The sequence below is a fragment of the Sinobaca sp. H24 genome, assembly GCF_023845525.1.
The window spans coordinates 17,448-31,112 of the sequence record NZ_JALBWT010000047.1 but is presented as its reverse complement, the minus strand read 5'-3'; the positions used below and the strand labels follow the sequence as shown (position 1 = coordinate 31,112).

At 44.1% G+C, this 13,665-nt stretch carries 14 protein-coding genes, 1 tRNA gene and 3 pseudogenes; 12 read left to right on the top strand and 6 right to left on the bottom strand.

Annotated elements, in window-relative coordinates:
* The 5 genes from MMY81_RS30180 to MMY81_RS30155 form a co-directional block, all read left to right on the top strand.
* The coding region (locus MMY81_RS30180) for a hypothetical protein (RefSeq protein WP_252315726.1) at nucleotides 1-280 on the top strand (280 nt) is incomplete at its 5' end.
* 17 nt (nucleotides 281-297) lie between these two features.
* Nucleotides 298-705, top strand: a complete 408-nt coding sequence (locus MMY81_RS30175; RefSeq protein ID WP_252315725.1) for a hypothetical protein — start codon at nucleotides 298-300, stop codon at nucleotides 703-705.
* Nucleotides 706-777: 72 nt separating this feature from the next.
* On the top strand, nucleotides 778-990 hold the full coding sequence (locus tag MMY81_RS30170; RefSeq protein ID WP_252315724.1) for a hypothetical protein: 213 nt from the start codon (nucleotides 778-780) through the stop codon (nucleotides 988-990).
* Nucleotides 990-2,051, top strand: a complete 1,062-nt coding sequence (locus MMY81_RS30165; protein ID WP_274622850.1) for an N-acetylmuramoyl-L-alanine amidase — start codon at nucleotides 990-992, stop codon at nucleotides 2,049-2,051. The genes MMY81_RS30170 and MMY81_RS30165 overlap by 1 nt, the downstream gene beginning before the upstream one ends.
* A 1-nt stretch (nucleotide 2,052) precedes the next feature.
* Nucleotides 2,053-2,283 carry a phage holin gene (locus tag MMY81_RS30155; RefSeq protein ID WP_252315723.1) on the top strand — a complete coding sequence of 77 codons (231 nt, stop codon included), beginning with the start codon at nucleotides 2,053-2,055 and terminating at the stop codon, nucleotides 2,281-2,283.
* A gap of 277 nt (nucleotides 2,284-2,560) precedes the next feature.
* Here MMY81_RS30155 and MMY81_RS30150 read toward each other — a convergent pair whose 3' ends face one another.
* The 3 genes from MMY81_RS30150 to MMY81_RS30140 form a co-directional block, all read right to left on the bottom strand.
* The gene (locus MMY81_RS30150) at nucleotides 2,561-2,815 is read right to left on the bottom strand and encodes a hypothetical protein (protein ID WP_252315722.1); all 255 of its coding nucleotides are present in this window, start codon (nucleotides 2,813-2,815) and stop codon (nucleotides 2,561-2,563) included.
* 149 nt (nucleotides 2,816-2,964) lie between these two features.
* Complete coding sequence (locus MMY81_RS30145) at nucleotides 2,965-3,309, bottom strand: YolD-like family protein (protein WP_252315721.1); 345 nt, start codon at nucleotides 3,307-3,309, stop codon at nucleotides 2,965-2,967.
* Nucleotides 3,310-3,520: 211 nt separating this feature from the next.
* Nucleotides 3,521-3,596 (bottom strand) — tRNA-Val (locus MMY81_RS30140).
* 114 nt (nucleotides 3,597-3,710) lie between these two features.
* On the opposite strand from MMY81_RS30140, the gene MMY81_RS30135 reads away from it, so the two are divergent.
* Entirely contained in the window at nucleotides 3,711-4,862 is a 1,152-nt protein-coding gene (locus tag MMY81_RS30135) for an amidohydrolase (protein WP_252315720.1), read from the top strand.
* Between the two features lie 94 nt (nucleotides 4,863-4,956).
* Complete coding sequence (locus MMY81_RS30130; protein ID WP_252315719.1) at nucleotides 4,957-6,105, top strand: mechanosensitive ion channel family protein; 1,149 nt, start codon at nucleotides 4,957-4,959, stop codon at nucleotides 6,103-6,105.
* A 17-nt stretch (nucleotides 6,106-6,122) separates the two neighbouring features.
* Here the strand turns inward: MMY81_RS30130 and MMY81_RS30125 are convergent, their stop codons facing one another.
* A complete protein-coding gene (locus MMY81_RS30125; RefSeq protein ID WP_252315718.1) occupies nucleotides 6,123-7,022 on the bottom strand; it encodes a LysR family transcriptional regulator in 900 nt (299 codons plus the stop codon).
* A 122-nt stretch (nucleotides 7,023-7,144) separates the two neighbouring features.
* On the opposite strand from MMY81_RS30125, the gene MMY81_RS30120 reads away from it, so the two are divergent.
* Both MMY81_RS30120 and aceA read left to right on the top strand, forming a co-directional pair.
* Nucleotides 7,145-8,362, top strand: coding sequence for an MFS transporter (locus MMY81_RS30120; protein WP_252315717.1), 1,218 nt, complete (start codon nucleotides 7,145-7,147; stop codon nucleotides 8,360-8,362).
* 181 nt (nucleotides 8,363-8,543) lie between these two features.
* Nucleotides 8,544-9,835 (top strand): annotated as a pseudogene (gene aceA, locus MMY81_RS30115) (isocitrate lyase).
* Between the two features lie 58 nt (nucleotides 9,836-9,893).
* Here aceA and rraA read toward each other — a convergent pair.
* The gene (gene rraA, locus MMY81_RS30110; protein WP_308215529.1) at nucleotides 9,894-10,241 is read right to left on the bottom strand and encodes a ribonuclease E activity regulator RraA; all 348 of its coding nucleotides are present in this window, start codon (nucleotides 10,239-10,241) and stop codon (nucleotides 9,894-9,896) included.
* A gap of 7 nt (nucleotides 10,242-10,248) precedes the next feature.
* Nucleotides 10,249-10,440 (bottom strand): hypothetical protein, encoded by a 192-nt coding sequence (locus tag MMY81_RS34710; protein ID WP_308215528.1) that lies wholly within the window; start codon nucleotides 10,438-10,440, stop codon nucleotides 10,249-10,251.
* A gap of 76 nt (nucleotides 10,441-10,516) precedes the next feature.
* On the opposite strand from MMY81_RS34710, the pseudogene dapD reads away from it, so the two are divergent.
* From dapD to MMY81_RS30095, 3 genes and pseudogenes are all read left to right on the top strand, one after another.
* Nucleotides 10,517-11,238: pseudogene (dapD, locus tag MMY81_RS30105) on the top strand (2,3,4,5-tetrahydropyridine-2,6-dicarboxylate N-acetyltransferase).
* Between the two features lie 100 nt (nucleotides 11,239-11,338).
* A pseudogene (locus MMY81_RS30100) lies at nucleotides 11,339-12,549 on the top strand (aspartate aminotransferase family protein).
* Entirely contained in the window at nucleotides 12,546-13,655 is a 1,110-nt protein-coding gene (locus MMY81_RS30095) for an N-acetyldiaminopimelate deacetylase (RefSeq protein WP_374563157.1), read from the top strand. Before MMY81_RS30100 ends, MMY81_RS30095 begins: the two are co-directional and overlap by 4 nt.
* Nucleotides 13,656-13,665: the final 10 nt, after the last annotated feature.

Genomic DNA, 13,665 nt, shown 5'->3' with positions numbered 1-13,665 from the left:
CAATGACAAACGCAACTGGCCGCCGGAGGTGCGGCAGTATCAGTTGGAGCAACGACAGAAGCGACAGGGTTTAAAGATAGGAAAACTAGAGAAGTTGCTGGAGGATCCGGAAATCGGTCTGATGATCCGGCTCAAAGCAATCGAAACCGAAGTAGCCCGCTGGATAGACCGGGAGAACTGGTGGAAAGGGATCTTAAATAAGATCATTGTAGCCGTAGTCGTAGCAGCTGCACTGGCTGTATTCGGTCGCATTGGTACCTGGGCGCTGGGTATCTTTTAGAAAGGAGGAAGCTGCATGTGAGAAATATTCCATTATTTGAAACGTTCATACTGCTAGTGGTTGGATTAGAAGCGATTGTTCTGGTATCCTTCGATATCTTCACACCGCGATCCGACTTTTATCAATTAATGAACGGTATCATGCCACAAGGAGGCTGGGGGCTATTATGCTTCTTGGCGCTCTTTTGCCAGGCCATAGGCTTACTGGGTAACATTCCGATATTCCGCTATGTAGGATTAGGCATAAGCGGCGTGTTCTTTGCTTGTTTATTCTTTATCAACACATTCGAGTTTCCCAATCTAATGTCAGGAATCACGTTAAGCATTGCGATCTTTTGTTTTATCTCATGGTCCTTTGTCAGGGATACGGACTTAGTGCGCTGGGATAAAAAGCATGTGTTAGGCACCGATGAAGACGAATCTTAATTATATAGAAGAAACACAGCTGAAGCCTCTCCATCGGAAGGCTTTTTATTATGAAAAAAGGAGTGAAAGGTAATGGCGAAAACAGAATGTGCAATTTGTTGTAAAGAGATCGAGGTAGACATGGATAATATCTGTAATGGTGCCGGTGTAGGTGAGCCTACCTGCCAAGGTGCAGATAATTGCGGTGATCCGGAAGCGTATAAAGACCATATGGATATGATAGAAGCAAGCGAAAAAGAAATAGAAGAAGATCAAGCTGCAGAGACAGAAGAGGGGGAAGAATAATGACAAAGCTACTATTAGATGCGGGGCACGGCGGACATGATCCAGGTGCAACAGGTCACGGCTACCGAGAGAAGGATTTTGTGCTGCAGATTTGCCGGCGCATTAAACAAATCTTTGATACAGAATACAACGGAATTACAGTAAGACTAACTCGCAGTGATGACCGTTTCATTTCGTTAGGAGAACGTTCCAGAATAGCGCGTTCCTGGGGAGCAGATGTATTTATCTCTGTACACATGAATGCATTCAATGGCCGTACTGGTGGAATAGAAACATTCAAGCACCGTAGTTCAAGCGCTTCTCGTTCGCTTCAACAGAACCTGCAGAGCCATATGCTGCAGGAACTACGTAAGCTGGGTAATACGCCGAACCGCGGGAATAAAGACGCTGGCTTTGCTGTATTGTCGGGCACCTACAAGCATATGCTTTCCTGTCTTACAGAGGTATTGTTCATCGACTCTCCTGGAGATTCAAAGATATTCAAACAGAATACATTTGTCGAAAGAGCAGCACGGGCTCATGTATTAGGTGTTATAGCAACTCGCAGTGGCATCACTCGTAAGCCAAATGCTTCTGCTAGCAAACCAGCACCTTCAACTTCTAGTAATTCATGGATGGATCATACCGGTCAGGCTGTGACTGATCTTCAAAACAAGCTATTGCAAGCTGGAGAGAAGTTACCACGTTTCGGAGTAGACGGCCACTTCGGTTCTGAGACACTTCAAGCAGTTCAGTCTTTCCAGAGCAAGAACGGTATTTCTAATCCGAACGGTAATCATTATGGAGTGCCAGGGCCACAAACAATGAGAGCACTGGATCAAGCAGCTACTAAACCTTCATACGTTGGAAAAGGTGTACGGTCAACCTACGATGGAAGACTTAACTTTTACCGCTCAAAAACATGGAGTAACCCAGCCGGAAGCGTAACAAAAGGATATGGCTTCCCTACAATTGTAGCCAAGCATAAAGTAGGTAAGGGTGAGCAGTATGAGGTAAAGAATAGCAACGGGCAAACCTTTTATATTACGGCTTCCTCTAAATATGTAAGGGTGGTGGGTTAATATGAAGGATATGGATACAGCATCGATCATCCGGTTTACAGCGGCCTTACTAGGTATGCTGCAATTAGTGAGCAGCCAGCTATTAGGCTTTGAGATCGGACAGGAAACCGTAGATGCAACAGTGGATCTTGTTTCTGCAGCGGTTGTCACGTATGCGATGTGGAAGAACAACTATCTGGGTAGTAAAGGAAAGAAGCAGGAGCAGGCACTTAAAGCAAATCATTTGAAATAAAAAAGAGGGCATAGCGCCCTCCATACATAGAAATTAAATTCACATAGGCTTTTTTAAATTAGTGTTAATTTCCATTAAATTATTAAAAAGAGACTGACTGGATTTTATTTCTTTATTATAGTTATTAATCATAAAATCATTAATAGTAGTGAAGTCTTTATTTTCTTCAGATAGTGAATTTACAAGATAAGCTATAGTGGTTAGAAAATCGTTTATTACCTCATTAGTATCTATGAGTAGATCGAATATATCTCTGTCAACATGAGAAGCTTCATTGCTAAAATAAAGCTTTCACTTCCAAATCATGTTCTTTTAATTTCTCCTCTTGTCTTTTTAATTGATCTATCATTATAGAGAAATTATAACTAACATCCGTTCCTTCTTTAAATTCTTTCTTCGAAGTAAAACTCCTCATATGATCTACATAATAAAGTAGTTTTCTAAGCATTAATGAATTTGCTTCGTATTCTTTTAATTCAATTCTTTTCTTATAATCAGCCCTACTTACTCTTAAAGTAGCATATCCGGCCAATCCGGCACCGGCCAGCGCTCCAAGAAATGTTGAAATAGAAGTAATTGCTAAGGCTGTGTTACTACCTGCTGGAACGGTGGTAAATATAAGCGCTACGATTCCTAGACTAATAATTGATGTAATGATTATTTTGTTGATAAGACATCCTCCTAAATAGCTTTGATGTCTTTAAGTGTATCAAACTTAATATAACAAATATCCTCTTCATTCTTCACATGAAACTGCTTATCCATCATATTGATGTACACACATTCCCCAGTGAACTTAATAAAGCGACCTTCCTCCCAATAAGTAAACTCTAAAAAGATTCTATGCTCGAGCGCTTCATGCAGCAACAACTCTAACTCATCCCATTTGTGTTCATCCAATATTGGCTTTGGCTCATGTACAAAAGTGGCTCTCCGTTTCTCCCAGGCATCCTTATGTTCAGGTAATATCATCCGCATGGATTCCCAGCGCATATTGGATCCGGGAGTTAACTTATTTTCTGCCATGCGACCACCTCCTTTTAAGAGGTATTATACACGAACAAGTGTTCTTTTAAACATAACTATAGTAATAAGAGTCAAAATAAAAAACAGAGTGGAAATATTCATGTTTGCAAAATGTTTGCAAATGATCTCCACCCTGCATTTTATCTATTTATGGATTAAATGAATACATAAGAAAAAGCCCTCTATACGAAGGCTTGTAGCGTTTGTGTTATGGTGCCCCGTACTGGGCTCGAACCAGTGACCTCCACCCTGTCAAGGTGGCGCTCTCCCAGCTGAGCTAACGGAGCAGCTGGATAGATGAACCTTTATTAATTTACCTTGTACTGGGAGGGTTTGTCAATACAAAAGACAAATATGCTATAATATTTAGCAAAGCGAAATACTTAGGAGGCTTATTTTTTATGAAAAAAGCATACATAGGGGCCGGGATTATGAATCAAAACGGCATTTTTCAGGACAATGCCGTACTTCTTATTAAAGATGCCCACATTGAAGCAGTAACAGATGGAGGTCATATACCAGAGGGCTATGAACAGGTGAACGTGAAAGGGAAATACATAACGCCGGGTTTGATTGATGTCCATACACATCTTGGGGTTCATGAGGAAGGTATCGGGCCGCAGGGTGCGGACTTTAATGAGACAAGTCAGGCCGTTACACCAGCTGTCCGTGCTCTTGATGGTATTCATCCATTGGAAGAAGGGTTTGAGCTGGCGCGGCGGTCGGGAGTAACCACTGTGCAGATTCTCCCCGGCAGCGCTAACGTCATCGGAGGAGAAATGGTCATTGTGAAAACAAGCGGCAGCGTCGTGGATGAAATGGTGCTGCAGTCTCCCTCGGGAATGAAAGCAGCGTTTGGGGAAAATCCTAAGCGAATTCATTCCAATAAGTCTTCCGGTCCGGTAACGCGTATGGGAAATGCAGCTCTATTCAGGGAAGCTATGATAAAAGCACAGAATTACAGGGATAAATGCAAAAAAGATCCGAAAGCACCAAGAGACCTGGGCATGGAACAGCTCGTTTCCCTGCTGGAAAATCGTATTCCGCTCCGCGCCCATGCGCACCGGGCTGATGATATTGCTACGGTCGTCAGGCTGGCTGAAGAATTTGATCTGCGCTACACGATTGAACACTGTACAGAAGGCCATTTGATTGCTGATTTTCTTGCCCGCCATCAGGTTACTGCCTCGGTTGGCCCTACGATGTCTACAAAATCCAAAGCGGAGTTATCAAACAAAAGCTGGAAGACGCTCTCCGCTCTGGATGAACATGGGGTCGATTACTGTATTACAACGGACCATCCGGTAGTCGGTATTGACCATCTGCTTACCTCGGCTATGATGGCGCACAAAGAAGGACTCAGTGAGGCGAAAGCTTTATCTTCGATTACGGCCTTTGCTGCACGGCACCTGGGAATGGAAGAAACAAAAGGATCCCTTGAAAAAACGAAAGATGCAGATTTTGTCATTTGGAGCCATCACCCATTTGATGTAAAAAGTCTGGTGGAACAGACTTTCATAGAGGGAAGGCAGGTATATTCAAGAGACGTATAAGCTCTTCAGATCGTTCATAGGAATACTAGAGAAACATCGACGGATGTGATAAGATGTGATTTGTTCAACAGTAAAAAACATCCGGAGGGAACCTATGATAGATTTTTGGATGAGAACGCAGGAGTTTTTCATAAACCTGCCCTGGATTGATATAGGATTCGCTATATTAATATTTTTTCTCATATTCTTTTTAAGACGATATTTAACGACCTACATTTTCAGGCTCCTGATTCGTGTAGCTAAAAAAACGCCAACCGATGTGTTTACCAATGTCATCATTGCATTTGAAAAGCCGCTCCGGTTTTTCTTTGTCATACTCGGTTTATATTTAGCGCTGCTCTCCCTGCCGATACAAGGCGAATATATGGGAATCGTTAACCGATTTTACCGCACAGCTATTATTATAGTGGTGGGCTGGGGGCTTTTTAATTTCACGGCAGCCTCTTCTTCGATGTTCTATAAGCTATCCAGTAAAATGGACGATGGGGAAGACAGTATGCTTCTGCCATTTCTCTCCCGCATTGTACGTTTTGTCATATTGGCTCTTACGCTTACTATTATCGCTCACGAATGGAACTATGATATCAATGGACTTATCGCTGGTCTTGGTCTGGGCGGCCTGGCATTTGCTCTAGCAGCCCAGGAAACGCTCAGTAATTTTCTTGGCGGTATCATTATCGTAACCGAGCGCCCATTTAAAAAAGGGGACTGGATTGCTTCTGCTACGGTGGAAGGATTTGTAGAAGATATTAATTTCCGCAGCACGAAAATCCGCACCTTTGAAGACTCTCTCGTCATTGTTCCGAACAAAACACTTGCCCATGAAGCTATTACTAACTGGTCGGAGATGGGCAAACGCCAGATCACGTTTAATGTAGGCGTGAAATATGGAACTCCGAGAGAAGATGTTCAGCGGGTGGTAGCACGTATTGAAGAAACGCTTCAGGAAAATGACAAGATTGATAACGAACTTATCATTGTCCGCTTCAGTGAATTTAACTCTTTTTCCCTTGATATTTTTGTGTACTTCTTTACAAAAGCAACAGGCTGGGTCGATTGGTTTGAAGCAAAAGAAGACATTAATTTTGAAGTAATGCAGATTCTCGAAGAAGAAGGAGTGGAAATCGCCTTTCCTTCTGAATCCGTTTATATTGAGAATGCTTCTGCAGAAGCATGGCCTGACTCTATCAAGCAGGAAATTGCAGAAAAAACAAAGCGCGCAGAACAGCATTCTAATAGGTAATAGTATCCCCCGGTTGTCTAAAGCCGGGGGATTTTTATATGTGGTTCAGCCAAGCAGAAACTGTAGAAAAGCTTTGTTGGCGGCAGACAATGATTCTTTCGACGGTGGGCCAGAGCAAGCGTCAGGGATATAGGCGGATCGAGAGGAATGCCGGCTAATTTTTCATCATCCTGTATAACCATTTCCAAAAAAATAGTAATACCAAGACCCCGCTGCGTCAGCGATTTGGCCATAGAAATCTGATTGGTCTCAAAAGCAAGATGAACGGGGCTGCCTGCTTTTTCACTTATTTGATCGACTACTTTCCGTTGATAATATCCTTCTTTAAATAAAATGAGCGGCTCTTCTGCCAACTCTTCATGAGATACGGAAGTTCTGGAAGCAAAGGGATGGTCAAGTGGAACCACAGCTACCATCTGTACTGTAAGAAAAGGATGGATGCTTAAAAGGCTCGAAGATTTACGGCCTTCTTCTGTTACGATCGTACCGAGTTCAATTTCTCCACTGATCACGGCTTCTTCTATAACAGAAGTGCCAGCTTCATAGATCGAGACGGTCAATCCTGGGTAAGCTTCTAAAAAACGCATAATCTGATCAGGGAAATAATAAGAACCAGCCATGGATGGCAGGCCGATCTCTACTTCACCCTGAGTAAGATCCTGCATATTAACCACATCGTTTTTTGCTTTTACGAGCAGGCGGTGCATTTCAACAGCATGTTCATATAACTTTTCTCCGGCTTTCGTCAGTCGGATCTGCCGTTTATCGCGGATAAGAAGGGTAACGCCAAGCTCTTCTTCAAGCTGACGGACTGCACGACTGACAGCGGGCTGGGCAATACGAAGTGCGGCAGCGGCCTTTGTAAAGCTGCCTCTGGAGGCTACTTCCCGAAAGTATTCTAATGCTCTGCTTTCCATGACACTCTCCTTCCATAACAAAAAAGCATAATTATTATATTTATTATATATTTTATTTATTGATAAGCACATGATAGCATACAATCAGAAGACGAATTGTCCAGGAAAGAAGGATATATACCATGATTGAAGCAAAAACAGCATCATTCTGGAAAGCCACGATGGCACTTGGAGCCGCCTCATTTTTAATATTTGCCAACCTCTATTATCCTCAGCCGCTTCTACCTATGCTGAGTGAAGAATTTCAAGTTTCAGAAGTTGCTTCCAGCTTGATTATTTCCATTCCGCTTATTGTGCTTGGGATTACTTTCTTTGTATATAGTGCTTTATCTGATGCATTCGGAAGACGGAATATCTTATTTATTTCCATGGTGCTTGGCATTGCCGGAACGATTCTTATCAGCCTTGCGCCGAGTTTTGGCTGGCTGATGGCTGCACGGGTATTTCAGGCAGCGGCTTTAGCCGGAGTTCCGGTAGCGGCTATGGCATACCTTAGTGAAGAGTACTCCAAACAAGCAATGACAGTAGCGGTGGGAATATATATTAGTGCGAACAGTCTCGGGGGAATGAGCGGGCGTGTAGCGAGCGGCATCATTGCAGATGCCGCGGACTGGCATGTGGCCTTTATGGCAATGGCAGGGATTAGCGTTGCTATTTTTCTTTTTGTCTGGTTTATGCTTCCCGACTCCACGCAGTTTAGAGCCAAACCATTTCATCTAAAAGAAACGCTGCAGAACAACTGGATGCACTTAAAAGATAAAAAGATGGCACTGGCCTACGTGATCGGCGGTCTGCATTTTTTTGTATTTATAGGGGTATTTAACTTTATTACGTATCTATTAAATGGCGAACCGTTCTTTGTTTCTGCTACGGTGCTTGGTCTTCTGTTTCTAACCTATGGAGCGGGGACCTTCAGCTCGACGCTCGCAGGGAAAATGGCGCAGGTGTGGAACCAGACAAGCTGTATGTTGATTGGAATAGTCTTGATGGCAGCAGGTATTGCATTAACAATTATACCGTCTTTTCCTGTCATACTATTAGCACTGCTGACGTTAAGCTTCGGCTTTTTCTTCGTACACTCCAGTTCCAGTTCATGGGTTACGAGGCACGCGTCCGAAGCGAAGGCAAGCGCCTCCGGATTGTATTTAACGAGTTATTATTTAGGAGGCGGGCTGAGCAGCGTATATTTTGGCTGGCTGTGGCCTGCCTTTGGCTGGACGGGCGTTGTTACAGGTGCAGCTGCCGTGCTCGTTGTTACGCTCAGCTGTACGCTCTCCCTTCGAAAAATTGATAAAGCAGAGCAGGAGAAAACAGTCCCTGCCTATGCAGCAAATTCATAAAATAAAGCCGGATCCACTATGGGTCCGGCTTTTGTTATGTAACAGATGTTAATAAATGAAACTGTATTGATATTTTTTAAGGAAAATCAATGAAAGGGGTTGCAAAAAAGAATTTACTGTTATAATATAAAGTCATATTAAATTAACTGTTATAAAACAGAAACATGAGGGAGAGATAATAATGGGATCTATTCAGGAAGATGCAAAGAAGCTTGAACAGCAGTGGAAAGAAGACAGCAGGTGGGAAGGGATTGAAAGACCTTACAGTGCAGAAGATGTAATCAAATTAAGAGGATCTATTGAAATCGAGCACACATTAGCCAAACGCGGGTCCGAAAAGCTGTGGAAGCTGCTGCACGAGGAACCGTATGTAAACTCTTTAGGAGCGTTAACGGGAAATCAGGCTGTACAACAGGTAAAAGCAGGTTTGAAGGCAATTTATTTAAGCGGCTGGCAGGTAGCAGCGGATGCCAACCTGGCCGGGCAGATGTATCCAGACCAGAGCCTGTATCCGGCTAACAGCGTTCCGAGCGTTGTACAGCGTATTAATCAGGCTTTGCAGCGTGCCGATCAGATTCAGCATATGGAACAAGAAGGAGATACAGATTTCTTTGCTCCAATTGTAGCCGACGCTGAAGCAGGATTTGGCGGACAGCTTAACGTGTTCGAATTGATGAAAAGTATGATTGAATCCGGTGCGTCCGGCGTTCACTTTGAAGACCAGCTGGCATCTGAAAAGAAATGCGGACACTTGGGTGGAAAAGTACTGCTGCCAACACAGAATGCTGTACGAAACCTAATATCTGCACGCCTTGCAGCAGATGTAAGCGGTACAAAAACGATCATCCTGGCCAGAACAGATGCGGATGCAGCCGATCTTATTACAAGCGATATCGATCCGTATGATCAGGAGTTTATTACAGGAGAACGCACGGCTGAAGGGTTCTACCGTACAAAACCAGGGATTGATCAGGCGATTGCAAGAGGTCTGGCTTATGCACCATTTGCTGATTTAATCTGGTGCGAAACATCCAAGCCGAATCTGGAAGAAGCTCAGAAATTTGCGGATGCTATTCATGAAAAGTTCCCGGCAAGATGCTTGCGTACAACTGCTCGCCTTCATTTAACTGGAAGGCTAACCTGGATGAGGAGACGATTGAAACGTTTCAGCAGGAAATTGCGAAAATGGGATACAAGTTCCAATTTGTTACGCTTGCCGGTTTCCATGCATTGAACCACAGCATGTTTGAATTGGCTAAAGGCTATAAAACACGTGGAATGGGAGCCTATTCCGAACTGCAGCAGGCAGAGTTTGCCAGTGAAGCTAAAGGATACACAGCGACGCGGCATCAGCGTGAAGTGGGTACCGGCTACTTTGATGAAGTAGCGCAGGTTATCACTGGTGGAACGTCTTCCACAACGGCTCTTAAAGGCTCAACGGAAACAGCACAGTTCCAGAAAACAAAGTCGTGATGCTCCAATGAAAAAGCCGGCCTCCTACTATAGGAAGCCGGCTTTTCATGTGCCGTTTTTAAATATCCAGTTCATGCGCGGATAAAAGAATCCCGTCGTTATCAGCATAGACCCATTGGCCGGGCTGCCAGGTAACAGAGGCAAATTCCACCGGGATATTTGCATCCCCTTTTCCATTTTTCACCGATTTTACCGGGTTGGTTCCAATAGCGAAAACTGCGACGTCCATTTGCGCTATTTCATCTGAATCACGGATGCACCCGTGAATAATAACGCCTGCAAGCTTTCGCTCAAAGGCAATTTCTGCTAAATTATCGCCCATCAGCGCACAACGGGAAGATCCGCCGCCGTCTACGACAAGAACAGAGCCTTCAGGAAGTTCCTCAAGTGCTTTTTTTACAAGCACGTTGTCTTCAAATACACGAACCGTGGCCACAGGCCCGGAAAAGTGTGTTTTTTAGTCCATGCAGTTTAAATAATGGATCGGCTACGGTCACAAGCTCTGAATAATCATCACAAATGTCAGCTGTAAATCCCATCTTATCACTTCCTTTTTTAGTCATCTCTGTACAGTATTCGATAATGATCAAAAAAATCCTTTCCATACGCAATGGTTTCCTTCAAAGGCTTGATATGATACTCTATGTAGGAGATTGTTAAGATTCTAAGGAGGATACGTCAATGAAACAAATGAATGCAAACGAAATTATCGCTTTTATTTCCGAAAGTAAAAAATCAACACCGGTGAAAGTCTATTCCAGGGAGACTTGGATTCTATCGGTTTTGGAAACGAAACAAAACGCTTTATCGAAGGGAACACAGGAGTCCTATTCGGAGAGTGGAGCGATATTGAAAAAGGAATTAAAGATAACCAGGATAAAATTACAGATTACGTAGTGGAGAGCGATCGCCGCAATTCCGCTATTCCTCTGTTAGATACAAAAGCAATTGAAGCACGTATTGAGCCGGGCGCGATTATCCGCGATCAGGTAGAAATCGGCAAAGGTGCCGTAATTATGATGGGTGCTTCCATTAATATCGGTTCTGTTGTTGGGGAAGGCACAATGATTGATATGAATGTTGTTATGGGAGGCCGCGCAACGGTAGGTAAGAACTGCCACATCGGTGCAGGCTCTGTACTAGCCGGCGTTATTGAGCCGCCATCCGCCCAGCCTGTTATCGTACAAGACGGCGTTGTTGTCGGCGCTAACTGCGTTATTCTTGAAGGAGTAACGGTAGGAGAAGGTTCTGTAGTAGCTGCAGGAGCCATCGTAACAGAAGATGTTCCCCCAAACACGGTAGTTGCCGGCACACCGGCCCGTGTCATAAAAGAAATTGATGAGAAAACAAAAGGTAAAACCGAAATTAAGCAGGAGCTTCGCCGCTTAAACGACGATAACTAAATAAACATCCATTTCCAGGCCGTCCGGTGAAAAGTGTTTAGCCGGACGGCCTTTTTATATTATAATGAAAAGATCACAGAAGACAGAAAGGATAGAGCACATGAACTGGATGGAACGAGATCAAAAAGCTATCATGTCTACATATCAAAGACTTCCGATAGCGGTGGATAAAGGGGAAGGAAACTATTTATTCGATACGGAAGGTAAAGCCTATTTGGATTTATTTACAGGACTCGCTGTCAATCTGCTCGGACACTCGCATCCGTATCTTTTAAAGAAACTAGCAGAGCAGTCCCAGAAGTTTCTTCATATTTCCAACATATTTTTAAATCAACCGGCAATTGAACTGGCCGAACGAATGCTCGAGCACTCCATTCCCGGTAAAGTCTTCTTTGCGAATTCAGGGGCGGAAGCGACGGAAGCAGCGGTGAAGCTCGTGCATAAATGGAAAAAAGAGCAGAGTGAAGAGAAAAATGGAATCGTCGTATTGGAAAAAAGTTTTCACGGCCGAACGCTGGGTGTCGTGAAATTAACAAGACAGCCCGGTATTTATCAGGACTTTCCGGCAGCGGACTATCCCGTCTTTGAAACGACACCGGAAGACCTCGATCAGCTCGAGTCCGTATTGATTAAAGAAAAACCGGCAGCCTTTATGGCGGAGCCCATTCTCGGATCCGGAGGCATTACGCCGCTTTCGAAAGCTTATCTGCAGGGAGCAGAAGCGCTCTGCAAAAATACAATGTTCTATTTTGTATCGACGAAATTCAAACAGGAATTGGGCGCACCGGAACGTTTTTTGCGTACCAGCAGTCAGATGTAGTCCCCGATATGATCTTATTTGCCAAAGGCATCGGAGGAGGCCTGCCGTTAGGGGGCGTTATTGCAGGTGAAAAGCTTAAAGATAAATTCGCGCCCGGGGATCACGGTACTACCTTTGGTCCTTCCCCGCTGAGTGCAGCTCTTGGAAATGCTGTGATGGATGTGCTGTTTGAACAGAACGGGTTAAAAGAGGGCAGAAAGCAGGCTGTCTATTTCCGGCAGCGGCTCGAAGCGCTGCAGCTGGAACTGAAAACTGATATACAAGAAATCAGAGGAATGGGAATGATGCTTGGCGTAAAGCTGGATGCAGATGCAGATAAAGTGAAAAGCATTCAGGAATCGTTACTGCACCGAGGTTATATGGTCAATATTGCACAACAGACGATTATTAGGCTGCTGCCGCCCCTTACGCTGCAAAATGAAGAAGCGGACAGCTTTATCCAGGCATTCAAAGAAGAATTAATATCCAGACGTCAGGAGGCATCTGTGTGAACGTAACAACTTTCCGGCGGGAGCTTCATCAAATTCCCGAACCAGGGTTTAAAGAATGGAAAACGCAGAAGTATCTGCTTGAAAAAATAGACTCATGGAAAACAGACTTTATGGAGTGGAAAACATGGCACACTGGTATATTCTTATTTATCCATGGATCAAAACCTGTTAAAACAGTGGCGTACCGCACAGATATGGATGGGCTTCCTATAGAGGAAAACACATCCTATTCGTTTCCTTCTCTTCATCCGGGAATGATGCATGCCTGCGGACATGACCTTCATATGTCTATTGCGCTGGGTCTTGTGCATACCTTCTCAAAGACTCAGCCTAAAGAAAATCTGCTGTTTATATTCCAGCCGGCTGAAGAAGGACCGGGAGGGGCAGAGCCAATGCTTGAGGCCGAGCCGTTTCTGGAATGGAAACCAGACGAAATTTATGCTCTTCATGTAGCACCGGAACGAAAAGTAGGAGAGGTTTCCTCCAAGCCTGGTCTTTTATTTGCTAATACCTCAGAGCTGTTTATAGATCTTAAAGGTATAGGAGGACATGCAGCAAGGCCTCACCTTGCAAATGACATGGTGGTTGCTGCAAGTCATTTAGTTACCCAGATTCAATCTGTTGTAGCAAGAAATGTAGATCCTCTTGACGCTGCTGTTGTAACAATCGGAAAAATAACCGGCGGAACGAAGCAGAATATTATCGCTGAAACGGCGAGACTGGAAGGTACAATACGTACGCTTTCAGAAGAAAGTATGGAAATGGTAAAGACAAGAATAAGGCAGCTCATTGCCGGCATTGAAGCAGCCTTTGACTGTGAAGCGGTCATTGACTGGGGGGCAAACTACTGCCAGGTCTATAATAATCATGAACTTGCAGCTTCTTTTCAACATTTTGCGGAGAAGCATGAAGAAGTAACCTATGTAGAAAGCGGAGAAGCAATGACCGGAGAGGATTTCGGCTACTTCCTGCGTGAAGTGCCGGGACTGATGTTCTGGCTGGGCGTTGATACCCCATATGGTCTTCACGATTCGCGGCTGGAGCCTAAAGAAGAGGCAATGAATACCGCGATTTCATTTATGGCAGACTTTTTAAAAAGCAGATAAGAAAACGGCG